The sequence below is a fragment of the Microcoleus vaginatus FACHB-2002 genome (genome assembly GCF_040004035.1).
Lineage (GTDB): Bacteria > Cyanobacteriota > Cyanobacteriia > Cyanobacteriales > Microcoleaceae > Microcoleus > Microcoleus vaginatus_C.
This window is the reverse complement of sequence record NZ_JAMPLN010000012.1, coordinates 138499-162141: the sequence shown is the minus strand read 5'-3', so window position 1 is coordinate 162141 and position 23643 is coordinate 138499. Positions and strand designations below refer to the sequence as shown.

The 23643-nt window shown below is 44.9% G+C and carries 25 protein-coding genes and 3 rRNA genes; 15 read left to right on the top strand and 13 right to left on the bottom strand.

Annotated elements, in window-relative coordinates; genetic code table 11:
• The first annotated feature begins 312 nt into the window (after window positions 1-312).
• Both NDI35_RS13090 and NDI35_RS13085 read left to right on the top strand, forming a co-directional pair.
• A complete protein-coding gene (locus NDI35_RS13090; protein WP_445313108.1) occupies window positions 313-2706 on the top strand; it encodes a hypothetical protein in 2394 nt (797 codons plus the stop codon).
• A gap of 170 nt (window positions 2707-2876) precedes the next feature.
• Window positions 2877-3104: a hypothetical protein gene (locus NDI35_RS13085; RefSeq protein WP_445313107.1), complete on the top strand. Its 228-nt coding sequence runs from the start codon at window positions 2877-2879 to the stop codon at window positions 3102-3104.
• Between the two features lie 72 nt (window positions 3105-3176).
• Here the strand turns inward: NDI35_RS13085 and NDI35_RS13080 are convergent, their stop codons facing one another.
• The 8 genes from NDI35_RS13080 to sufR form a co-directional block, all read right to left on the bottom strand.
• Window positions 3177-3575: a helix-turn-helix domain-containing protein gene (locus NDI35_RS13080; protein WP_445313106.1), complete on the bottom strand. Its 399-nt coding sequence runs from the start codon at window positions 3573-3575 to the stop codon at window positions 3177-3179.
• Window positions 3559-3858: a type II toxin-antitoxin system HigB family toxin gene (locus NDI35_RS13075; RefSeq protein ID WP_333207050.1), complete on the bottom strand. Its 300-nt coding sequence runs from the start codon at window positions 3856-3858 to the stop codon at window positions 3559-3561. The genes NDI35_RS13080 and NDI35_RS13075 overlap by 17 nt, the downstream gene beginning before the upstream one ends.
• 135 nt (window positions 3859-3993) lie before the next feature.
• A 5S ribosomal RNA gene (gene rrf / locus NDI35_RS13070) occupies window positions 3994-4110 on the bottom strand.
• 460 nt (window positions 4111-4570) lie between these two features.
• A 5S ribosomal RNA gene (gene rrf / locus NDI35_RS13065) occupies window positions 4571-4687 on the bottom strand.
• A 33-nt stretch (window positions 4688-4720) separates the two neighbouring features.
• The gene (locus NDI35_RS13060; protein ID WP_445313105.1) at window positions 4721-4936 is read right to left on the bottom strand and encodes a hypothetical protein; all 216 of its coding nucleotides are present in this window, start codon (window positions 4934-4936) and stop codon (window positions 4721-4723) included.
• Between the two features lie 134 nt (window positions 4937-5070).
• A 5S ribosomal RNA gene (rrf, locus tag NDI35_RS13055) occupies window positions 5071-5187 on the bottom strand.
• Window positions 5188-5384: 197 nt separating this feature from the next.
• Window positions 5385-5792, bottom strand: coding sequence for an NDH complex assembly factor CRR9 (locus NDI35_RS13050; RefSeq protein WP_333160838.1), 408 nt, complete (start codon window positions 5790-5792; stop codon window positions 5385-5387).
• A 116-nt stretch (window positions 5793-5908) separates the two neighbouring features.
• A complete protein-coding gene (gene sufR, locus NDI35_RS13045) occupies window positions 5909-6607 on the bottom strand; it encodes an iron-sulfur cluster biosynthesis transcriptional regulator SufR (RefSeq protein ID WP_445313104.1) in 699 nt (232 codons plus the stop codon).
• A 186-nt stretch (window positions 6608-6793) separates the two neighbouring features.
• On the opposite strand from sufR, the gene sufB reads away from it, so the two are divergent.
• The 7 genes from sufB to NDI35_RS13010 all read left to right on the top strand — a co-directional run bounded on the left by sufB (window position 6794) and on the right by NDI35_RS13010 (window position 14061).
• The gene (gene sufB / locus NDI35_RS13040; protein WP_333153706.1) at window positions 6794-8233 is read left to right on the top strand and encodes a Fe-S cluster assembly protein SufB; all 1440 of its coding nucleotides are present in this window, start codon (window positions 6794-6796) and stop codon (window positions 8231-8233) included.
• A 281-nt stretch (window positions 8234-8514) separates the two neighbouring features.
• Entirely contained in the window at window positions 8515-9306 is a 792-nt protein-coding gene (sufC, locus tag NDI35_RS13035) for a Fe-S cluster assembly ATPase SufC (RefSeq protein ID WP_445313103.1), read from the top strand.
• Window positions 9303-10646, top strand: a complete 1344-nt coding sequence (gene sufD, locus NDI35_RS13030; protein WP_445313102.1) for a Fe-S cluster assembly protein SufD — start codon at window positions 9303-9305, stop codon at window positions 10644-10646. The genes sufC and sufD overlap by 4 nt, the downstream gene beginning before the upstream one ends.
• A 166-nt stretch (window positions 10647-10812) precedes the next feature.
• The gene (locus NDI35_RS13025) at window positions 10813-12075 is read left to right on the top strand and encodes a SufS family cysteine desulfurase (protein ID WP_333437188.1); all 1263 of its coding nucleotides are present in this window, start codon (window positions 10813-10815) and stop codon (window positions 12073-12075) included.
• A 114-nt stretch (window positions 12076-12189) separates the two neighbouring features.
• Window positions 12190-12741, top strand: a complete 552-nt coding sequence (locus NDI35_RS13020) for a hypothetical protein (protein WP_445313101.1) — start codon at window positions 12190-12192, stop codon at window positions 12739-12741.
• 134 nt (window positions 12742-12875) lie between these two features.
• Entirely contained in the window at window positions 12876-13133 is a 258-nt protein-coding gene (locus tag NDI35_RS13015) for a putative endonuclease domain-containing protein (protein WP_445313100.1), read from the top strand.
• A gap of 304 nt (window positions 13134-13437) precedes the next feature.
• Entirely contained in the window at window positions 13438-14061 is a 624-nt protein-coding gene (locus NDI35_RS13010) for a class I SAM-dependent DNA methyltransferase (protein WP_445313099.1), read from the top strand.
• A 285-nt stretch (window positions 14062-14346) separates the two neighbouring features.
• Here NDI35_RS13010 and NDI35_RS13005 read toward each other — a convergent pair whose 3' ends face one another.
• Complete coding sequence (locus NDI35_RS13005) at window positions 14347-15171, bottom strand: NAD-dependent epimerase/dehydratase family protein (protein ID WP_445313098.1); 825 nt, start codon at window positions 15169-15171, stop codon at window positions 14347-14349.
• Between the two features lie 116 nt (window positions 15172-15287).
• On the opposite strand from NDI35_RS13005, the gene NDI35_RS13000 reads away from it, so the two are divergent.
• Entirely contained in the window at window positions 15288-15899 is a 612-nt protein-coding gene (locus NDI35_RS13000; RefSeq protein WP_445313097.1) for a hypothetical protein, read from the top strand.
• Window positions 15900-15953: 54 nt separating this feature from the next.
• Window positions 15954-16157, top strand: a complete 204-nt coding sequence (locus NDI35_RS12995) for a YkvA family protein (RefSeq protein WP_445313096.1) — start codon at window positions 15954-15956, stop codon at window positions 16155-16157.
• Window positions 16158-16319: 162 nt separating this feature from the next.
• On the opposite strand, the gene NDI35_RS12990 is transcribed toward NDI35_RS12995, so the two are convergent.
• The gene (locus NDI35_RS12990; RefSeq protein ID WP_445313095.1) at window positions 16320-16634 is read right to left on the bottom strand and encodes an FmdB family zinc ribbon protein; all 315 of its coding nucleotides are present in this window, start codon (window positions 16632-16634) and stop codon (window positions 16320-16322) included.
• A 154-nt stretch (window positions 16635-16788) separates the two neighbouring features.
• On the opposite strand from NDI35_RS12990, the gene NDI35_RS12985 reads away from it, so the two are divergent.
• From NDI35_RS12985 to NDI35_RS12975, 3 genes are all read left to right on the top strand, one after another.
• Complete coding sequence (locus NDI35_RS12985; protein WP_445313094.1) at window positions 16789-16965, top strand: hypothetical protein; 177 nt, start codon at window positions 16789-16791, stop codon at window positions 16963-16965.
• A 41-nt stretch (window positions 16966-17006) separates the two neighbouring features.
• Complete coding sequence (locus tag NDI35_RS12980) at window positions 17007-17588, top strand: hypothetical protein (protein WP_445313093.1); 582 nt, start codon at window positions 17007-17009, stop codon at window positions 17586-17588.
• Between the two features lie 301 nt (window positions 17589-17889).
• On the top strand, window positions 17890-18363 hold the full coding sequence (locus tag NDI35_RS12975) for a TspO/MBR family protein (protein WP_445313092.1): 474 nt from the start codon (window positions 17890-17892) through the stop codon (window positions 18361-18363).
• Between the two features lie 137 nt (window positions 18364-18500).
• On the opposite strand, the gene NDI35_RS12970 is transcribed toward NDI35_RS12975, so the two are convergent.
• The 3 genes from NDI35_RS12970 to hslO form a co-directional block, all read right to left on the bottom strand.
• Window positions 18501-18911 carry an ester cyclase gene (locus NDI35_RS12970; protein ID WP_445313091.1) on the bottom strand — a complete coding sequence of 137 codons (411 nt, stop codon included), beginning with the start codon at window positions 18909-18911 and terminating at the stop codon, window positions 18501-18503.
• 72 nt (window positions 18912-18983) lie between these two features.
• Window positions 18984-21047: a hypothetical protein gene (locus NDI35_RS12965; RefSeq protein ID WP_445313090.1), complete on the bottom strand. Its 2064-nt coding sequence runs from the start codon at window positions 21045-21047 to the stop codon at window positions 18984-18986.
• Between the two features lie 629 nt (window positions 21048-21676).
• Window positions 21677-22576: an Hsp33 family molecular chaperone HslO gene (gene hslO / locus NDI35_RS12960; RefSeq protein WP_445313089.1), complete on the bottom strand. Its 900-nt coding sequence runs from the start codon at window positions 22574-22576 to the stop codon at window positions 21677-21679.
• Window positions 22577-22979: 403 nt separating this feature from the next.
• On the opposite strand from hslO, the gene NDI35_RS12955 reads away from it, so the two are divergent.
• Complete coding sequence (locus NDI35_RS12955; RefSeq protein WP_445313088.1) at window positions 22980-23633, top strand: Crp/Fnr family transcriptional regulator; 654 nt, start codon at window positions 22980-22982, stop codon at window positions 23631-23633.
• Window positions 23634-23643: the final 10 nt, after the last annotated feature.

The window sequence follows — 23643 nt, the reverse complement described above, 5'->3', positions numbered from 1 at the left end:
AAATAATCGGGCCACGCGGATTTCCTTGTTGGCTTAATTATAGTTTGCTAAACAGGCGCAGTTTTGTAGTCAATCACCTGTTGACAAAGTTGGGTGTCGCTGATTTAATAGAGTGAGTTTGCTTTGTCGCAAGGAAAATTGGCGCCAAAGAAACAAGCTCATCTGATTTATGAGCAAGCACAGGCTTTGGGGTGGGCCACTAGGGCTAAGGGTAAGTTTGCTAGTAAATTTGGAAGTAACGAACTTGATAAATTAGAGTTCGGATTTGATTATTTCGCCTAAAAACTACATTCAAGCTACAAATACTCAGTTATGACTCACATAAATATTTCTCCTCTCAACCGTCGCTCTTTTCTTAGTTATGTTGCTTTAGGTACTTTGGGTTTATTGACAAAAGACTTGCTTGATCCAGCTAGCGCTATGGCTGATAGCGAGGGATTAGGCAAAAATTTTTCTACCTTGGAGAACTATCATATTTTTGTTCCTTATACCACAGCCCGAGTAGGAGGAAAGCAAACTTTTACTTTGCGATCGGGAGAACCTTGCCAGGTGGAAATTCCCTCCAAAGTTCAAGATAGCCAAGAGATTACCATCAAAGGGCGCGGTCAAGACGGTAAAGATATTACTGTAGTTTTGCATACCTTATACGATAGACAACTCGGAATAAAAGAGGAAATTTATCAAGAAATTGACAAAAATACGCAATTTGTCGAAGAAGCAAGCAAAGCGAAATGCAAATTTGTTTATGAGCAAGTTGAAGATGGTGAGTATATTAACGATGTGATTGCCTTGGATTTGCTTGATTATGTGATACGCTCCTCAAAGCTAGACAACAAAATTAAAGAGCGTTACGAAATCGCCAGTAACAATTCGCGCTTACTCGGAACTGAGCAAGCCATTGAAATGGCATTAAGTCAATCTAAACTAACTGAGGCAGAAAAGAAACTAATCAGAGGAACTTTTGCCTACGTCCGTGCCGGCGAACCGGTTCCTGACTTTAAGGCGCTCACAGATATTTACTCAATTGTTGCGGCTTCTGCACTGCCTTTAGAAATCAAGCAAAACTACTCTTTAGCCCTTGCCAACTCAAGAGCCTTAACAGTTGACTTTATTCTTGTCAAACTGATCAATGAAAACCCACAATTAACTCCCGATATACAGACAAAGTACCTGTTAACTTATCAGCAGGTGCGCGATGGAAAAACAGTAGAAGATGCCGCCACTTTGAAGTCCTTAGACTCATTCATCAGCCAGGCTAAAATTCCAGAAAATGCTAAAGTTGTTTACTCAATAGCAAGGAAACAGAATTTAGATAGTCAAATTGCTTCTGCTGAAAAAGCCTATGATTTTGTCAAAACTGTTAAAGTATTGAAAAAGAAACTGACGGATGCTAAAGACAAAGGAGCAGCAATTGTTCCACAAGCTACGAAAATGCTAAGTGTACTTGGAGTAGAAACAGCCACGGGTGTTAGTATTAGTAGTTTATCAGGAGCGGCTGCAACCAACGCGACTTTAGCTTTTTTAGGTGGTGGTTCTGTCGCGGCTGGTGGTTTAGGAATGCTGGGTGGTTTAGCAGTAGCAACAGGAGGAGTCGCGCTATTTGGAGCTGCAGGAGTGCTGTCTATTGCGTTAGTTTCAGAAATGGATAGCGAAGACCAAAAAAATCTGGGAATTGCCATTGGTACAGGAACAATCGCCGGTGCTGCAACTGTTTTAGCGGCTTGGACTGCTGCGGGTGCTTTGGGAGTAGCCGGTACATTGTCTGGTGCTGCTGCTATTACTGCCACTATTTCGGCTATTGGTGGACTCAGTTTCATCACGGGCGGTACTGCTCTTGTGGCATCGGGTACAGCATATATGATTTGGTCATTGCTCAAATCTGGAAAGACTCGCGATTCATCGGAGCTGCATCAATTAGAAACTCGGACTTACACCTATACTGAAGATATAATTCCCGGTTATTGGGGAGAATTTTTTTCACAAAAGAAGGATGTAATTCCACAACATGGCATTAAAGATGGATTTTCTGCTCCTAATATTCCATTAGATAAACTATCCAAAGCGCTGTCTTCATGGCTATCTCTTGACTCTGGAGAAAAAGTAATCGCTTTGATAGACAACAGTTTTTTTAAGGATGCAAAAGAGGGGGTTGTATTTACAAACGCAAAAATAGCTTGGAAAATAATTCTTTCAGATGCTCATGCCATTAACTATGAAAACTTAGCAAAATTTGTCAAGACGGAAAGCAAATTAACTTCACTGCTATCTGACGCGAAGCAGAAACAGGAGTTGTCTAAGTTGAAAAAGGTAGTAGATATTTTGTCCGACGATAAATATTCTACCAATTTATCTAAGTTGCAAGAGTTAGTAACTCTAGTGGGGAGTGACAAAAACTTATCGGATCTGGTTTCTAATGAGAAGTATAAAAACAAGTTGCCACAATTAAAAAATGCAGTAGCTATTTTATCAGACGAGAAGTACAGTCAGAACTTGTCTAAGTTGAAAGAGGTTGTAGATGTCTTATCTAATGAACCTGATTTAGTAAAATTTTTCTCGTCGCAATTAGTGTCACAGCTATCTGACAAGAACTATACCAATGACTTGTCTAGGTTAAAAAAGGTAGTAGATACGTTTCAAAATGAATCTGACAAGGACAATTTCACTAAATTGCTTCGACAAATTGGTCAAAAATATAGCACAGTTTAGGCAGCAACTTTTGCCCGCGATTCGGGCTATGAGGAAGGCGAAAGGCGATCGCCCACTCTTGACTGCTAAAATAAGGGCGATCGCTGGTTATGATGGCATTAAAACATGGTTCGATTCCCCCGCAATTCTAGCTTATTTGAAAACAGTCATTGAAACATCACATAACCATCATGCAAACCAAAACAATCACAATTCGCGTTAATGCTGAAGTTGCTAAGATATTTGAGGCTGCTTCTGAAGAACAGCGTCGTAAATTGGAGGCATTACTTAGCCTGAAACTTAGTGATGTAACTCGACGCAAAAGACCCCTAGAGAAGGTAATGAGTGAGATTAGTCGGAATGCTCAAGCGCGAGGATTGACCGCAGAAATTTTGGATTCAATTCTTTTTGAGGAGTGAGATGCGCTACGTTTTTGATACAAATGCAATCATCAGTGCAATTGTGTTTGATAACAGTAAACCCGATCGCGATTAGAGAAACAAACTAATATCAACGTGGAAAAAATCGGCTAATTTCCTGGCTTCATCTATTTCGATCGCCCTTCCACTAACAAAAATTTTCTCAACCTCAGTTTCCGTTCCCAAAACAGGAATCAAATCAGATTTGTCCAAATCTCTCGTATCCATTAAATGTTGCAACATTGAAGCAGCATTTCCGGCAGGAATCGGATAATTTTCAGATTCAAATTTTTCAATCAGCGTTATCAAAAGCTCCAGAAATAGCTCTTCCTCCAGCGATCGCATAGGGCGGTGTTCCAGTTCGCAAGCCAGAGCGATCGCGGCCTCGTTTTCTGCTTCATTTGCGATCGGTTTGGGTTGATACCGAACAAGTAAATCTGTATAAGATTTGGCATCAAAAGTACGGATCATTTTTCCACTCATCCTTATCATACTCAGCGTGAGTCAGAACATATTTGATGTAGATTCTTTGAGAGACATAAACCAAATCAACAATCAGCCGATATCTATTTCCCTTAATATTAAATACAGTAAAATTTCCGACTGACTCAGCTTTTGGATAAATCTGCTGAACATCAATTAGGTTCTGCCATTCCGCTTTACTTGAAACTCTATACCAGTCATAAAGTGCATCGCAGGAATCGGCATGGCTTTCACAGAAATCTCGCAGGATTTTTCGGCTGATAACACGCATTTCACCCTTGTTTTCCCAACTACACCAGATTTTGTTCTGGACTTACCCACTTGTCATATTATAAACATCTGTAAGTCACCAAAAAACTAAAGCCCTTTTCCGTTGTTGCGGGAAAAGAGCTTTAATTTATTATTAACCTGGCACTGAGCTATTTTACCGGGCAGTGACCCGCCGAGTATCTTCGCCATAGCAACGTTTAACAACCGAGTTCGGGATGGATCGGAGTGGTTCCATTACATCATAAGCACCAGGAAAGCTTTGAAAACTTTTAATCCTGTGTCTGCGTTTAGCTTAATGTTAAGCTTGATGCGCTGCATCTCTTTCGCTCGACTTAATTAATGTATCAAGTTTTCCTTTGTCTGTCAACCCCAAAGTCAAAAGTTTTTTTCGATCGCCCGAAACAGCCCCCAATAGCCGAGTTTGACGTATTATTTGCCAGTGGGACCGATCGACCTTTAACTCACAAATCCCAAAAAGCCGCATCGGTTCGTCGCAATTTGCCTCAAAGGCCGCAAAGACACCACCACCAAATTTGTAAAAAAGTTTTCAAAACTCGCATCAAGTTCGATCGACCAAAAATCTGCTGCTGGTCGAGAATATTGAGATTTCTACAAAGGGCCCAAGACTTGCTGTTGTGTAGATGCCTAATCACTCCCCAAAAAACTAAAGCCCTTTTCCGTTGTTGCGGGAAAAGAGCTTTAATTTATTATTAACCTGGCACTGAGCTATTTTACCGGGCAGTGACCCGCCGAGTATCTTCGCCATAGCAACGTTTAACAACCGAGTTCGGGATGGATCGGAGTGGTTCCATTACATCATAAGCACCAGGAAAGCTTTGAAAACTTTTAATCCTGTGTCTGCATTAAGCTTGATGCGCTGCATCTCTTTTGCTCGACTTAATTACCTTATCAAGTTTTCCCCTGTCTGTCAACCCCTTGGTCAAAACTTTTTTTCGATCGCCCGAAACAGCCCCCAATAGCCGAGCTTCTGTCGCAATTTGCCTCAAAAGCCGCAAAGACGCAATTACTAAATTCGTGAAAAAGTTTTCAAAACTCGCATCAAGTTCGATCGACCACAAATCTGCTGCTGGCGAAGAATATTGAGATTTCTACAAAGGGCGCAAGACTTGCTGTGGTGTAGATGCCTAATAACTCACCAAAAAACTAAAGCCCTTTTCCGTTGTTGCGGGAAAAGAGCTTTAATTTATTATTAACCTGGCACTGAGCTATTTTACCGGGCAGTGACCCGCCGAGTATCTTCGCCATAGCAACGTTTAACAACCGAGTTCGGGATGGATCGGAGTGGTTCCATTACATCATAAGCACCAGGAAAGCTTTGAAAACTTTTAATCCTGTGTCTGCGTTCAGTTTGATGCGCTGCATCTCTTTCGCTCGACTTAATTACCTTATCAAGTTTTCCCCGGTCTGTCAACCCCAAAGTCAAAACTTTTTTTTCGCTCGCCCCAAACCGCCCCCAATAGCCGAGTTTGACGTATTATTTGCCAGTGGGGCCGATCGACCTTTAACTCACAAATCCAAAAACGCCGCCTCGGTTCCCTGCTCTCTGCGAATCTTCCCGTCCTTCACAAACCACGCCACAACCTGCTTAACTGTTAATTGTTCGATCGGGCTTTCAGATTCTGTCGCAATTTGCCTCAAAGGCCGCAAAGACGCCACCACCAAATTTGTAAAAAAGTTTTCAAAACTAGCATCAAGTTCGATCGACCCTTTAATACTCTCATCATTCTTAATCCAATCCATCACCTGCCCATTAGTCACCTCAGCCACCGGCTTCCCAGTCTCCCCAGCAATTTGCTTGAGCACCCTCAAAGCATAAATTGCCACCCGCGCCGAAAACTTTTCTTTCGATGACAGCAGCGCCATATCAACTTCCGCACACTCTTCCGGCTTTAAAAAATCTGCTAGCGGTTCCATATATTAAAAATTAGTAATTCCTAATGGGTAATCGGTAATTGGTAATCCCTGACATCCGTGACATCCGTTATACTCATTCGTTGCCGAACTTCCATGGGTGACATCCGTTAAATCCGTTACAAAATCCGTTGCCGAACTTCTTCCTTCTTCCTTGCAATTAAATAACCGCAGCGGTGTTCCCCATTAATAATCGAGTGAGTCCGCTCCACAATACAATCCGGCAAAACCGCTGCAAACATTTCCAACTCATTGCCACACACACTCGGAAAAGTTTCAGCAACATTAGAAATCGCGCAGTTGTGTTCCATCAACACAAATCGATCGCCCAAACCAGCGCGATCGCACATCCCAACCTCTACCGATTCTACAGGATAACACTCAGCCATATAACCTTCAGCCCTGCGGAGTTCCACCAACTTAGTCACCCGTTCTTGCAGCGAACCAGCACCCACCAGTCGCCGATAGTCCGTAGCTTTGCGCTGCCATTGTTTTCGCAGGATAGTAATCACTTGCTCGCGGCCGACGGTTTCCGCCAAAGTATCCAAGAAAGAGACTGCAAAATCGCCGTAACGATTCGGGAATCGATCGCGCCCCAGACTGGTAAGCTCATAAATGTGCTGCGGCCGCCCCATCCCAGCCTGAACCGACTGATACTGAATCAGCCCCTCCGCTTCCAAATCCTTCAAGTGACGGCGAATCGCCTGCGGGCTGATATCCAAAGACTCCGCCAACTCAAGAGCCGTCCCCTGCCCCTCCTTGAGCAAATATTCGAGGATGTCTTGTTTCGTGGAAGTCTGCTGAGTAGTCTCCATCATCTTCACAAAAAATTATTAATTTGACTTTGACAATATCACTGTTGTTAATGTAGCTTAAAATATACTAAAGCAACAAACCTGTTGTTTTACTTCCCAGAGCAGCCCCCAGAACTTGCCGGGCCCCCGACAGTTCCGCGTCTGCCATCTTTGAGAGACTTATCCAGAACACTCGAAAGCGCAAAATTAATGAGCTCTACAGTCACAACCCTAGTCAACCAGCCCTACAAATACGGTTTCGTCACCGACATCGAGTCAGACACCATCCCCCGCGGCTTGAGCGAAGATGTAGTGCGCCTGATTTCCGCCAAGAAAAACGAACCGGAATTCATGCTGCAATTCCGCCTCAAAGCATACCGGAAGTGGCTGACAATGACTGAGCCCACCTGGCCCCACGTCAACTATCCCGCGATCGACTACCAACAAATTATCTACTATTCCGCGCCCAAACAAAAGCCCAAAAAGCTCAACAGTTTGGACGAAGTAGACCCGACCCTGCTAGAAACCTTCGAGAAACTCGGCATTCCCCTATCCGAACAAAAGCGGCTGGGAAATGTCGCCGTCGATGCCGTTTTCGACAGCGTTTCAATTGCCACAACATTTAGAGAAAAGTTAGCCAAAGATGGTGTTATTTTCTGTTCCATCTCAGAAGCCGTCAAAGATTATCCCGAACTAATAGAAAAATATCTCGGTAGCGTCGTACCAGTCGGCGATAACTTTTTCGCAGCCCTCAACTCCGCCGTATTCAGCGACGGTTCCTTCGTTTACATTCCCAAAGGCGTCAAATGCCCGATGGAATTGTCAACCTATTTCCGCATCAACAACGGAGATTCGGGTCAGTTCGAGCGCACCCTAATTGTTGCAGAAGAAAACAGTTCTGTCTCTTACCTAGAAGGCTGCACCGCGCCGATGTTTGACACCAATCAACTGCACGCCGCCGTCGTGGAATTGGTAACAATGGACAATGCGGATATCAAATACTCCACAGTGCAAAACTGGTACGCTGGCGACGCCAACGGCAAAGGCGGCATTTACAACTTCGTGACCAAACGGGGTTTGTGTCAGGGAGTCAATTCTAAGATTTCTTGGACACAAGTAGAAACCGGTTCCGCGATTACTTGGAAATATCCCAGTTGCGTGTTAGTCGGCGACAACTCGGTAGGCGAATTTTACTCGGTAGCGCTGACAAACAACAAACAGCAAGCTGACACCGGCACCAAAATGATCCACATTGGTAAAAATACTCGCAGCACGATTATTTCTAAGGGAATTTCGGCGGGAAATTCATCCAACAGCTATCGCGGTTTGGTAAAAATGGGGCCGAATGCTAAAGGCTCTCGCAATTACTCTCAGTGCGATTCCATGCTGATTGGGGATAACGCTCAAGCGAATACTTTCCCTTATATTCAAGTGCAGAACCACACTGCTAAAGTGGAACACGAAGCTTCTACTTCTAAGATTGGCGAAGAGCAATTGTTCTTCTTCGCACAGCGGGGAATTTCCGCAGAAAATGCTATTTCGATGATGATTAGCGGTTTCTGTAAAGATGTTTTCAATCAGTTACCGATGGAATTTGCGGCGGAAGCTGATAAGCTGTTGAGTCTGAAGCTAGAAGGAAGTGTCGGATAATTTTCGCGGGCAATAAACCCTTCCATGCCGAGTCCATTGGTGACAACTTAAGCTCCCCGTCCGCCAGGAAATGAATTCCTTGGCTAATAGCTAAACTCCTCTAAACAGGACTAATGAGTTTAAAATTTTCTTCTCAGTCCTCTTCAGAGGACTTTAGCTTTGAGACAGGGAATGAATTCCCTGGCGGACTATCGGTTTAACGTTAAATTGTCACCAATGGGTACAGCATAGGAACGAGAAGAAAAAACTGTAAAGTGCATTGAGGCAAAGGACAAAAATAGATGATTGTTGAAAATAGTCAAGTGGTGCTATCCGTCCGCGATTTAACTGCGAATGTGGAAGATACCCAAATCCTTAAGGGTTTGAATCTGGAAATTAAATCGGGTGAAATTCACGCGATTATGGGTCCGAACGGCTCGGGAAAAAGCACTTTATCCAAGATATTAGCGGGCCATCCTGCTTATACAGTAACGGGTGGAGAAGTTACTTTTCTGGGGCAGAACCTGCTGGAGTTACCGCCGGAAGAACGTTCTTTGGCGGGCGTATTTCTGGCATTCCAATATCCTTTAGAAATTCCCGGCGTTAGCAATCTGGATTTCTTGCGCGTGGCTTACAATTCTCACCGCAAACATCGCGGATTGGAAGAATTGGATGCTTTTGATTTCCAAGATTTAATCGAGGACAAGCTGGATATTGTCAAGATGAATGATTCTTTTTTAGGCCGCAGCGTAAATGAGGGTTTTTCCGGTGGCGAGAAAAAGCGGAATGAAATTTTGCAAATGGCGCTTTTGGAACCAAAGTTAGCTATTCTGGATGAGACTGATTCGGGTTTGGATATTGATGCTCTCAAGATTGTCGCTGGCGGTGTGAATCAGTTGTCAAATGCTGAAAATTCGATGTTGGTGATTACTCACTATCAGCGGTTGCTGAATTACATTATTCCTGATTTTATTCACGTCATGGAAGCGGGCAGAATTATCTTGACTGGCCCGAAAGAGTTGGCGCTGGAATTGGAAGAGCGCGGTTATGACTGGGTTGTGGAAGAGGAAGCAGCAGGAGTAGGCGTGCGATGATGAATACGCAAGTTGCTAGTAGGGAAATGTTTTTGAATGATTTGGTGAATCAGTGCGGCAAGTTGGGCGCAACTAATAACGAAAGTTCTGCTTACGGGTGGCAGCATTTGCGGGATGCGGCGACTCAATACGTGCTTTCTTCGAGTTTTCCGACGGTGAAGGATGAAGAATGGCGCTTTACTGATTTGTCGGCGGTGTTGCAAATTCCTTTTCATATACCCCAGAGCAATCAGTCAACAGTTAAGCTGGCTGATATCATTATGCCAGTGAAAAACAAGGCAGATTTACCATTAAGATTGGTGTTTGTCAACGGGTTTTATGCGCCGGATTTGTCAACGGTGGAGTCGTCGGTTTTTCCCAATTTGCCTATCGACTTTTACGCAGGTAATCTATCCAATGTACCCGAAAAATATCAAGGGCGCATCAGCGATGTTTTGAGCAAGCACAGACAGCAAACTGAGGTGTTTACCGCGCTGAATACTGCGGGTTTGACGGATTCTGCGGTGGTGTTCGTACCGGCCAATATGTCGATCGACCTTCCGATTCACTTGCTGTTCCTGACAGCGCCCGGTGCATCTCCCACGATGTCCCAACCGCACTGCTTGGTCATAGCTGAACCTGGAAGCAATGTGACGCTGGTTGAGGATTACGCAACTATCGGTAATGTCGCTGCATTTACGAATGCTGTAACGGATGTTGTTGTCGGCGAAAACGCCACTGTGAATCACGTTCGGCTTCAGCGGGAAGGTGGGGAGGTTGTTCATATCGGCAAAAGTGCGATCGAACAATCTCGCAACAGCCGTTACACTTGCCATGCTATCAGCTTGGGAGGCAAAATATCGCGGCACAATTTAGAAGTATTTCAGCGCGGCGAAGCCACTGAAACAACTTTAAACGGCTTAAGCGTAGCCTTTGGGGAACAGTTATCAGACACTCACAGTTTAATCGATTTCAATCACCCCCACGGTACAAGTCGCCAATTGCACAAGTGCATTGTCGGCAACAAAGCTCGTGCTGTATTTAACGGCAAAGTTTTCGTTCGCAAAGCCGCACAATTAACAGATGCCGGACAGTTGAGCCGGAATTTATTGCTGTCGCCCAGAGCCCGCGTAGATACCAAACCGCAGTTAGAAATTGTGGCGGACAACGTTAAATGTTCCCACGGTGCAACTGTCAGCCAGTTAGAAGATGATGAACTTTTCTACTTGCAAAGTCGCGGTTTGGATTTAGAAAAAAGTCGCTATTTGCTAATCGATGCTTTTGCGGCGGAAATGCTCAATCAATTACCGATTCTTGGGGTGGCGAAAATGCTTTCTACCTGCGTGGCCATCCAAGGATAACTCATACAAATGAGGATACAGAGGACACAGCAGTGCTGTGTTCCTACCACATCTTGCACCATTTTTAACAGCCTGTAGGGGCGGGTTTCACGAATAATAATTGCCTAAAACCAACAATTTCGTAAACCCGCCCCCACCCAACGACAAATCATTAACTTCAAAAAATATGACACTTATTCAAGAAAAAACACTTGCATCAAAAGTTCGCGGTGACTTCCCCATTTTGAATGAAAAAGTCAACGGTAAACCGCTAGTTTATTTAGACAATGCAGCTACTTCTCAAAAACCCCTAGCTGTGCTCAACGCTTGGCGTGATTACTATGGACAATACAATGCAAACGTGCACCGCGGCGCTCACACTCTCAGCGCCAAAGCGACTGATGCTTACGAAGGTGCCAGAGACAAAGTTGCGGCCTTTGTAAATGCCGCGTCGCGGCAAGAAATTGTCTATACTCGCAACGCCACCGAAGCGATTAATTTGGTTGCTTATTCTTGGGGTTTGAGCAATCTGCAAGCCGGAGATGAAATTATCCTGTCGGTAATGGAACACCACAGCAATCTCGTTCCCTGGCAAATGATTGCTCAAAGAACCGGTGCGGTGCTGAAGTTTGTGGAGTTAACGGAAACTAACGAGTTTGATTTGGAACAGTTTAAAACCCTGATTTCCCATAAAACTAAGTTGGTGTCAACCGTTCACGTTTCTAATACTTTGGGCTGCATCAGTCCAGTCAAAGAAATCTGCAAAATTGCCCACAGTTTCGGCGCAAGAGTTTTAATTGATGCTTGCCAAAGCGTGCCGCACATGATAGTAGACGTGCAAGCAATAGATTGCGATTGGCTGGTTGCTTCCGGTCACAAAATGTGCGCTCCGACTGGCATCGGTTTTCTGTACGGTAAACTGGACTTGCTGAGAGAAATGCCTCCGTTTTTCGGTGGCGGCGAGATGATTGCTGACGTGTTTCTCGATTATTCCACCTATGCCGATTTGCCACACAAATTTGAGGCCGGCACGCCTGCAATCGGCGAGGCGATCGCCCTTGGTGCAGCAATCGATTATCTTAGTAACATTGGCATGGATAAGATTCACGCTTGCGAAGCAGAATTGAATGCTTATATGTTCCAACAATTGCGGCAAATTCCCGAAATCAAAATTTACGGCCCGCAGCCAGACAGCAACGGCGAAGGTAGGGCAGCTTTGGCGGCATTTACTGCGGGAGAAATTCACCCTCAAGACTTGTCTACCATGTTAGATCAGGAGGGAGTCGCGATTCGTTCCGGGCATCACTGCACCCAAGCTTTGCACCGCTATTTGAACGTTTCATCTACTGCCAGAGCGAGTTTGTATTTTTACAATACTCGTGAGGAGATTGATGTGTTTGTGAAAGCGTTGAAAGAGACGATCGACTTTTTTGCTGGGATTATGGGGTAATTTGGTAGGGTGGGCATTGGCCCACCTTGTTACAACAGTGTTTGCCTTTGCCGGGCGGAATATCTCGTGAAAATAGTTGAGTATTATAGTTTAATAATACACCCACTAAAAAACATGAATCAATATCCTATTATCCTCATGCCCGATCCTGTTATTCAAGCTATGAATGCAGTTCCCTTCACATGGAAATTTAGTGAACCAAAACCTTTACCTCCTAGTTATAAGCCCCAACCAATTGATGTACTTTTGTTTTTTTATAAATCTCTCCCATTAATTATTCCTTTTGCAACTATTGGTCTGATTGCCAGTAAAAATATTATCATTAGTTTCTATATTTCTGTAGGTGGAATCTTTGTTACTGCCTTGAACTTCTGGCAACAACAAATGTATTACTTACGGACACTTAATCAATACAAGCAACAAATGCGCGATTATAAAGATTTGTTAGCAGAATGGAAAAAGCGTGAGATTCAGCATAAACGGCAGATAGCAGAATCCCAAAAACCTGAAAAAATAAAACAGTATCGCTATCAGATAATTAAAGACATTATCATAAAAACCGTCCCTCCTGAAGGTAGAATTGTCAGTACCAAGTCTCAGTGGGTTGAAAGTAAATTTTATAAGAACTTACAGCTATTATTCCCGATAAAATTTATAACAATTTAATCATCCAAAAATCCCACTCCTATCAACCTTACTATATAGAAATTTCTTATTTTGATAAGTTAACAAATTTACGTATTGATATAACAATTGATCAACCTTATCACTATGAAAGCGGTGAGCCTAAAAATTACGAAGTGCTTGTCCAAGAAAATCAGCGCCATCAACTATTTTTAGAAAAAGGATGGATAGTCATTAGATTTGCTGAGGAGCAAGTAGTCCGTTGGCCACAAAGCTGTTGTCGGGTAATAGCCGAAGTAATCAATCAAATAATAGGTACACCAATTCCCGATGAATTGACAATTGTAGAAACTTTACGACCTATCCAGCAATGGAATGAATTTGAAGCACGACAAATGGCACAGGAACGTTATCGAGATAATTATTTAATCTAGCGATCGCCCTTTATTCATCTGCGTTCATCCGCGTCTATCCGCCTGCATCTGCGGTAAAGAAAAAGAGCGATCGCCCTTTATTCATTAGATGTATTGTGGGACAGGCGTCCCACCTGTGATTCATCAGTGAGAAGAGAGTGAAAGATGCGATCTCAGCAATTATGTACAGACTCTATATGTAGGGTGAGCACTGACGACCTTAACTCTATAGATAGTGTAAAAGTTAAATTCTTTAATAAGTCCTGAATCTATTTTTTTTGTGAGTATATTTAGTTAGATATTATCTAACTTAGAGAGGTTAACAATGAAACCTTCAGAACCGGAATCAGTACAATCCAGCTTCTTTGATGAAACCTATCGCCAAAGTAAAGATCCTTGGAGATACACCTCTAGCTTTTATGAAACCAGTAAATTCAGAACAACGCTCAGATCCTTGCCAAAAGTCCGATTCAAAAATGCTTTTGAAATCGGATGTGCTATCGGCGTCCTCACCCAGAAACTTGCCAAAAAATGTGACAGATTGCTTTCAGTAGATTATTCAGAAGTAGGATTAGAGGAAGCGCGGAAACGCTGCCGCGATATCCCACAGGTGCGATTTGAGCAGATGCAGATACCCCAGCAGTTCCCAACTGAGAAGTTCGATTTAATTTTATTCTCAGAAGTGGGCTATTATTTGACAATGCCAGACCTCCTGACAACCAAGCAAAAAATTATTGACCAGTTACTTCCCGGAGGTTATCTCTTGATGGTTCACTTTCGGTATCCAGTGGAAAGTTTCATCCTGAATGGTGACATAGTTCACGATACCTTTATCCAAGAGTCTGCACAGTTTTTAAAACATTTGGGCGATCCGCGCAAACAAAATTTCGGGATAGATATATTAGGTCATCACAAACGCTATCGGATGGATTTGTTTCAGCGGTTGTAAATGATACCAGCCGATAATTTTCCAGAGAGTGCATCTACAATTAGTTCGGTAACACCCTTTATAGCTTTACCTTTATCTATCAATAATATCAAGTCCGCGTCAATAATTATAATTAATTAAGTTGGTAGTGAATACCGATATAATCAAAAGTATGCACCGATAAATATCCAACACTATTATTGTGAGTTATTGACCGGAGTTAATATAAATCGAAGAGCGATCGCCTTGTTAATTGCGAACATAAAAAAAGAGCGATCGCCCTCAATGACGCCATTCACTCCTCGATTAATACTCCCTAATTTCAGGATGTATAAATTGATAACCAGCCGCCTTAATTTTTTGATTCGACACCCTCGCATTATAAGGCCGCACGCTAGGACTTCCATCCCAAGAAACTTTAGGCAAATTGTGAGTTTCAAAAATACGATCGAGCAATTCACCACTCGATAGCGACACATCCCCGACTAAATTGTAAATTCCCTGCAATCGATTTTCCAAAGCAAAGGTTAACCCCCCAACAATATCATCCCGATGCACCCAATTAGTAGCATCTTCTCCCCTACCGGGACGAGTGCTCCCAGCCCAGCCTCCAAAGATTTTAACTAATTCTCGCCCCGGCCCATAAATTCCTCCCAAACGGAGAATGCAGACTTGAAGATTGGGACTAGATGCTGCTAATAAAACCCGTTCTGTTTCGGCGAGAATTTCACCGTTTGGATTAGCCGGCGCGACGGGTGATTCTTCATTTACCAATTCACCTTGGCGATCGCCATACACAGAATAAGTACCCGTATAAATAACCTGCTTTACTGTCGGTATCTGCTGTAAAACCGATACCAAAGTTGTCGCAGTATCTAAATAACTCTCCCGATAAGCATGAGGATTTGGAGCACCGACACACAGCATAACAGCATCTTGTTCTTGCAGTACAGCAGCGATCGCATCTTTGTCATTTCCCTTGAGCACGGCTACCCGCTGCGCGACACCCTCCAACTCAACTACTCGCGTTGCCGTGGTAGTTGTCGCCGTCACGGTACAGTCAGATTTGCCGCGTAAATGTTTGGCTGTCGCAGTACCCACATAGCCGCAGCCGACGATCGCAACTTTCATAAAAAATTCTCCTTTGTTTCATACTCTCTAAAATTATTGCCGGTTTCCGCAGCCCTTGAATGCGCGTGCCGAAATCATTTCGAGCTGAGTTTTGTGGTAAAATGCAAAGCATCGTCATGAATCAGAGTAGCATCGTGTCCGAGAGAGATATTTTTGCCACCTCCTCAGAAAGCGAACTTTTAGCTTTTTATGGTTCTTTGTTTGCGATCGCAGCCGCCGATGGTTCCGTTGATATTGACGAACTAGATTTGTTGTTTAAAACCATAAATTTAGACAAATTTTCTGACTCTGCAAAGGCTCAAATCCAATCCTACACAGCCCGTCCCCCCTCACTCACCGACTGTTTGCAAACACTCAGCAAGTCAGAAGAACCGCTGCGTTTGGGAGTCATGTATTTTTTAATTAACATTGCTGGGGCAAATAAGACGCTGCATCCCGCAGAAAGCGAGGCGATCCAATCCGCCAAAAAACTCCTGGCCGTTTCCGACTTGCAAATCCAAGCCATGCAGGAATTCATCGCAGACATGAAACAAATACGGGAGGCCACGCCCAATAAAAATCAGGCATCAGCATCCTTCAATTCTGCTGTTTCCCAGCTTAAAACTAAGGGAATTCCTCTCGATTTAATCGACCGGAAAGGGACCACAACAAACCTCAGCAACCCCAAAATCAACTATTCAGATGAAAGTTTTTGGACTAAACTTAAAAACTTTGCTTTAACCGCATGAAGAGAAGTAGTTGAAAAAGCTTTAATTCTCTACTATACGGCTCAGAACTCAAACGTGCCTGCTTGGGCAAAAGGAGTTGTAGTTGGAGATTTGACCTATTTTATATCTCCTGTTGATGCCATTCCCGATATATTAGTCGGCATCGGATTTACCGACGATTTGGGAGTATTGCTGGTGGCAATAGCTACTGTTTCAGTATACATTAATGCTGATACTAAAGAACAAGCCAAACAAAAAATGAAAGATTGGTTTGGCTAATAATATTATGTCCGGTTGAGCGTTTTGTGGTGTCTGCCTCAGAATAATATAATCTGAATAATATAGCTGTTTTCAATCGGATCAAATAAGGGACACGGCAGTGCCGTGTCCCTACCCAAGATCTGTAATTCACTCAACTGAAAACTTGATTATTGTCGATTCTCAGTCTTTAAGCGGCTTACCATCTCGATTAACAATACGGCTTTCACCATCCTTAGCCGTGACATTTTCATAAACCCCTTCATCCCGCTTCACGTACTTGCTGAAACCCGAATTTTTATAATCGGTGTCGGATGTCGGCTTCATCAATCTCGGAGCGCTCAGCAACCGGCGTACCGGAGCATCTGCGGGAGTCTCCCCGGGTTCGCACTTAGCCAACTCGCACAGTTGGCCCCAAGTCGAAACTTCCAGGTTCATGCTGTGCCAAACTTCTAACTGCTGGTTGTTTTCGGGACACAAATAATCGTATACAGGCATACTAAGAATCTCGTTTGCAACTACTAAAATTACTAATTGCACGGTTATTGAGAATATTATAGCTCAACATTACTAATAATTCAAGCCCAACAATCAAACTTTACTATTTTTAACGGTTGTTAAAACCATAAATCAGCTATATTATTAACCCTGTGTGCTTGCTCCCGGATGCGATCGAGACAAAGCCCAAAAGTACGCTACCCTGAAATCCTCTGACTCGATCGAACAACGATCGCACGATCGACGGCGAGCAAATGCCCGCAAGACTTCCCTCAATGCCGTCACAGGATTGATCGTCATTTTCAGACTGTACGCCAATCACAGATTCTAAGTTTCAATTTTATTTATTTACTCACCAGCGAGGATTTACCGATGAGCGATTTCAAAGTTACGCCAGAAGTAGAGCTGAACACAGCTCAAATGTTGGAGCGATACCAACTGCAAGATGAGACAAATCTGCGGCGTTGGGCAAAACTGCACGGCATCAACAGCACTCGTGGTTTCTTCTATCCGAGTGAAGTAGATTTGATGGATCACGCTCACCACCATCTCTACAATTTGGGAATGAGCATTGCTGATTACCAAAGTCTTTTAGACCGACGCCGCAGCCATTCCCAGACACCGGGCGACCAAAATAAAACAATAGCAAGTCAAGTTGCTGACGAAGCATACGATGCCATAGAAACGCTAACCGATCAGTATGCTGAAGCTATTGATTTAATGGGAGAACGTATAGCAGACCATTTCATCGATGAACTCGATTTATCTGTAATGCGACACCTTTCTAAAAAAGTGCAAGACCGGCGCACTCTCAACGGTCAAACTAAAAAGCCTAACCGTTTTCTCCAAGTGATTAAAGCCGTGTTGCAACCGAGCAGCGAAAATACGCTTCTGGTTCCCAAAAAAGAGAATGACCCTAGTTTAGAATTAGAACAGCATCATCGGCTCGGCTAGTCGCAGATTGTTTTGAAAGACTAAGAGACTTTTTGTTCAATTTACTGGTCAATTTTACTGAAAAGCAGACCCGGAACCCTCCCCTTTTCAAGGGGAGGGAGCAAGAGTCACATTTTTTATATTATGAAGCGGAATTGAATAAAATAAATTGAGGTTTCCCAGAAGTCTAAATTACTTTTCAACTGATGTTGGGTTTTGTGACGGGCCAAACCTAATATAACTAGCGACAGATTGCGCGATCGCCAAAATTAGAGATAATATCTGCTGAATTGAACCTGTCAACCTCGCCCAAGGTAAAAAAATGATTAAATCCTGGATGGTAATTGGAGGCGTCGCCTTGATAGTAGCACTAGCAGCTAACTTCATCCCCCCCAGCGACATCCAATGGTTCAACCGCTTGCAGCGTCCGAGATGGCTAGTATTTGAAAAAGCAATTCCCCTAATTTGGACAGTAATTTTTATTTGTGCAGCTTGGTCAGCAGTGATTGTGTGGGAAAAAGAACCGGGAACTCAGGAGACTTGGCTGAGAATGGGTTTGTACCTGCTTTTAGAAATAGTAACTATGTCTTACACCTCGGTTATGTGCAAAGTTAGGAGCCTAAAAGTCGGCACAATAATTGGCGGAACGGGGGCTATTTTAAGCGTAATACTAGCTTTAAGTGTGTTGCAAGTTTCCGAGCCTGCCGCCCTGTTATTGCTGCCTTACATACTTTGGAGTCCGATCGGCACTTACACCACTTGGGCAATGATGCACCTCAATCCGGCGGATGTTTAGGCTCTGGAATTAGTCATTTTAATGGGATTGCAAGCATCGGGAAAAAGCACCTTTTTTCGGTAGTCTCTAGCTGCCATGCAGGTTTTAGTCAGCAAAGACTTGATGCGAAATAATTGTACAGTTGCACAACAGGAAGCTTATGATATCGGTAGCCCAATCTGCATGAACCAAGTGTGCTTGTCTATATAACCGCGTTGAAAATGGATTTTGCCATCAACAACATGAAAGAAGCCACAGCCTTGCAGCGTAAAACTTTTGCCAGTTGGTAGGTTGCCACCAAACTCACCTAGAAATGTGCCGCCACCAGTCCACTCGACGATCGCCCACTCGCCATCCTCAAACAGATTCTCAACGTGCGTGTAATTGTCTGGAAAAGCTTGGAAGAAGGTAACAAAACTCTCAAGCAATGCCTCACGCCCGTTTATAGGAGCGCCAAAGGCAACTTGATGGTTCTCTGCATCATCGTGATAAAGCTCGATCAGGGCGTGAGGGTCACGAGCGTTATAAGCAGAAACCCAGTCTTGGATCACTTGCTTGGGCGTTTTCATTTTTGGTTCCCTAATACAGAGAAGTAATACAGAGAAGTAAAGATATTAGTTAGCACCTTCTCACCCTCCAATTTACCGACTCCTAGAGCTGCTAGGTGGCTCAGTTTCCGGCGGTTCGGGAGGGGGAGATTCAGCATCGGGAGGGTCCAGCGACTCCTCCCAAACTTTGATTTGCGATCGAGCTTGCTCAAAAGCCCGAGTACCCGAAGGAATTTTCTTCAAAGTCGCGATCGCCCCAGCCAGATCCGACGACGACTGTTCCACACCAAGCGCCAAAATCCGCTGGCTCCACTCATCAATTGCCTCACTCGCCTGCCACCGGAGCGAACTCGACTCCGGCACCTGAAGAGCCAGCGCAATAGCCGTTTGCAGAGCCTCCGCAGTCCCCGCTCGGGCTGTCTGACGGGCGTTCTGCAAACCTTGCTCGCCTTGAAATTGAGCCTCCCAAGTCCGAATGTTCGATCGAGCTTCCTCATAAAGCACCCGTCCCGATCGAATCCGGCGGGCCATCTCAATTGCCCCCGCCAAATTGCCCCCCGCCGCTAGCTGCTGAGCTCTATCCAAAAACGGCTGGTCAACAAGCCGCTGTCTCCTCTCGATCCAAGCTTGAATTTTGGTTTGAGCTTCCACGTAAAGCGCCCTACCTCTAGCTATCCGAGAAGCTTGAGCGACGGCAGCTTCCAGAGCATTCGGATCGCCCGTACTCGCCAAATCGTTCGCTCTTTGCAAATACGGACTATCTTCCAGCAGCTCGATTTGACGAGTCAAGCTGCTAATTTGACTGCGAGCTTCCGAAGCGCGGGGATTTGATTGAGGGACTGTTTGCAATTGCGCGATGGCAGCCCTCAAATCATTTACCCCACCCGGCGCCGCCAGCCTGCTTGCCAAATCCAAAACTTTCACATCAGCCATTTCTTGCTGCCAGCGGCCGACTAAATCTTGAGCTTGTTTGTATAAAGGGCGGCCCGAATTCAACTTTTGAGCAATCTCGATCGCCTTGGAGAAACCCTCAACAGAGCCAGTCAAAGCCTGAGAAGTAGCATTCGCCAACTCATTAAAATCTTGTACTTGTTCCCTTAAATTTGCCGACTCTGGAATCTTGTTAGCGATCGCGATCGCCTCCTGCCAATCCCCTGCCTGCAATCGTTTTTGGGCGATATCCAGAATTTTCTTGCTAAATTCCGCGATCGCTTTATTGGCAGCTTGATACAAATAACTGTTTTGACCAATTCCCTGAGCCAGCTTAATCCCCGTCACCAGATTGTCGAGACCTCCCTCGGAGGCTGTATTGCGGGCTTTTAGCAACTTATTGCCCTCAGCCCGAGTCGTCTGAATTAGCTTAGTCAATTCCTCGTACTTAGCCGATTCCCAGAAAGTATTTCCCAAATCCAAAAGCAGAGTAGCTTGGCTGAAAGCCAGCGTCCACTCTTCCTGACGCAAGTGGTCTTCAGCCGTGCGGTAAATTTTCTCTGCCTCGCTCCATATCGACTGCCACTTTTCAATCTGCTTTTCAACCGTCGGGTAAGCGGGAACGTCTTTAGGAACCTTGCGAGCGAGCGCAATCGCCTCCTCCAGCTTTCCTTCTTGGAAAGTAGCATTTCCCAGCCTGAGAATATCCTCCGACCACCGCTCGATTTGAGTGTTAATTCTCGGCCGCAGCGGATGGTCTTGTGGCAAAGCATTCACTAATTCGATCGCCCTGAGCAAATCATCCGCCGTCCGCTTGCTTGCTGCTTCTTGAGCACAAAAAAAGCGATCGTTAGCAGAAGCCGTTGGCCAAAAAATCTTTGAGCAATTGGACTGTGAGGTCAGGTTGAGTAAAGACGCAATTGCCACAAACCCCATACCCACCGATAGCATCAAACTCAGCGCCAGCCAAAACTGCCACTTATTCGACCAGTTTCGCCAAAACGGATTGTGTTCCCCCGGCGGCTGCGAGTTTTCCCCAGATAAATTCGGCGGTAGTTCCAGATGCCCTCCCGGCAGTTTTCCCGAAGTAACCAACTCTCGGAGCTCTTTAAGTCGTTCAGCCCGGTTTTTCCTTGCTGGTAAACGCACCAGCGACGAAGTATCCTTTGTTGACTCCAAAGATTCTGATGCAGACCAACGGCCTGGTATTTTGCGATCTTGACTCATATCCTCACCACAAACAGCAACCAGCCAGCGTTAGTTATTTAAAAACTGCGAGCGCTGCTATCAACTGCTCTATAAAATGTATTCATCACCAAAAAACGAGCGGGCAGCCCTTGACTTTAGGCATGGGGAGGAAGGCGGCTGCGACGACCGTCGCCTTGAATCCCCTTTCGGGGTTGGAGAGGTCGGGTGGCCTCTCCGGTGAGGTATGGTTGCCTCAATCTCCCTTTCGGGGTAAGGTTCGCTCCCTTGAATGTTTTGTGAGCTTGTTAGGCTGAAAGCACTGGTTTGACCCCACCCGGTCCTGTTTAACTCTCAGCGATAGAGCGGAAAACTAGCGTCGCATTTTCCGGTATCGTGACTCAAAAAACGTAAGTCTGATCCTGTCTCTGGTAAGGTTTGGGTTTTCGGTTCAATCCCGCTCACAGAGCCGGACTGTCTTGAAAGCCCCGCTTTTAAGCGTGGGGTTCCTTACTTTTACATCCTCCGGTCGGCCCCAGGCTGCAAGAGCCGATCGCCAAACCGCCAAAATCAAAATTTTGTGATTAGGTAATTGATAATGCGTAATTGGCAATTGGTCAAGGCCGTCATCCCTAACTCGCACTCAATAGAGCCAATTACACATTATCGTCTCAAGAACCGGAGTTTGATCGCAAATCGCCGATCAGTTCCGCAAGTTGGTCGCTATTAGCTTTGTAAACCTCGTTGCAGAAATGGCAAGTAGCCTCAGCCCCCCCATCTTTTTCAATCATGTCTTGGAGTTCCGCTTCGCCCAACATTTTCAGAGCGCCTAAAACTCGATCGAACGAACAGCCGCAGTCAAAGCGCACCATCTGAGTTTCCGGGAAAATTTCCAGACCCATATCTCCCAGTAACTCTTCGAGAATCTGGTGCAGCGTTTTGCCCGATCGCAGCAGTGGCGTAAAGCCCGACAATTCAGCAACTCTAGATTCTAAAGTTTGCACCAATTTTTCGTCCGTTGCCGCCTTCGGCAGAACCTGCAACAGCACACCCCCAGACGCTTGTACCCCGCCCGCCCCCACAAACACCCCCAGAACCAGAGCCGAAGGCGTTTGCTCCGAGGTTGCCAAATAATGAGTCAGATCGTCGCCAATTTCGCCGGAAACCAATTCTACCGTACTTGAATAAGGGAATCCGTATCCAACGTCCCGCACCACGTACAAATAACCGTCACCTATTGCCCCGCCAACGTCGAGTTTGCCTTTAGCATTGGGCGGCAATTCCACTCCGGGATTGTCCACATAACCTCGAACTGTTCCATCAAGTCCCGCATCCACTAGAAGCCCGCCCAGCGGCCCATCTCCTTTGATGCGAATATTGACTCTCGATTCGGGGCGTTTCATGCTGGAGGCGAGTAACAGCCCTGCCGACATTGTGCGGCCGAGGGCCGCTGTAGCCACGTAGGAGAGCTTGTGCCGCTGTCTTGCTTCTTCGGTGAGGCGGGTGGAAATGACGCCTACAGCGCGAATTCCGCCCTCTGCGGCTGTAGCGCGAATTAATTGATCGGCCATGAAAAACCTTACTTTGTCTTTTGATATCTTCTTGAACTATTTTAGAAGTTCTTGAAGGTTGTGGCAGCAGATAGCAGCAGTTGACTCGGCGGGTCTGGGAGTGAGATCGAACTTCAGAACTCGCCTCGGTTTTCTATAAAACCTTGAGCAACCCACTATTTATTAACAAATAGTCTGATTGATTCTTCCACTTAAATATTTATTTAATATGCCGGCAATAACGAGGGCATTTATTTTGCATAATTTACCATGTTCTCAGTCATTTTATAACAACTAATGACTAATGACTAATGACTAAAGTTTATCTTGGCGCTAACCAGACGATTACCAAACCTTTACCTTTGCCGGTTAGAGTCAGAGGCGTAGGTCTCAGACAAATGTTTTTTAGCTGGAAATAAGGGATATGCCACCAACATCCAAAGCACTTTTAGCGGAAATCCAGCATAACACAGGAGCGACTCGAAACTTGCATTTTTATGCTAAGGGCGAAACCATTCCTATGATGTCGCACGGTCTTTGGCGAGTCTGTCAAGGTCTAGCACAACTGAGTACGCTTTACCCAACCGGGGAAGAAGGACTTTTGGGTTGGGTTGGGCCTTCGATGTGCTTCGGTTTGTGGTTGACAAGCTTGCAGACTTACCGAGCTACGGCGACATCAGATATTTATTTGATGTGGTATTCTATGGTGGAAATCGAAGCTTCTCCTCAATTAGCTCACGAGTTGCTACCTCAAATGGTACGGCGGCTGCGGCAAATGGAAGCAATTTTAGCGATCGCCGGACAGCGGCGAGTAGATGACCGTTTGTATCAGCTACTGCTATTATTGCAACAGGAATTTGGTCAGCCTGTGGTTGAGGGAACTCGTTTGAATATCCGCTTGACACATCAAGATATTGCTAATGCGATTTGCACGACGCGGGTAACAGTAACTCGAATGCTGGGGAAATTGCAGCAGCAAGGGTTAATCAGTCGAGATGGCGATCGGCATTTAATACTTAACAAAGATGTTTTTGCGTCCACCTCCGATTTGTTTGGCTGCAACCCTCAAGCAGTGTAGCAAGCGCAGA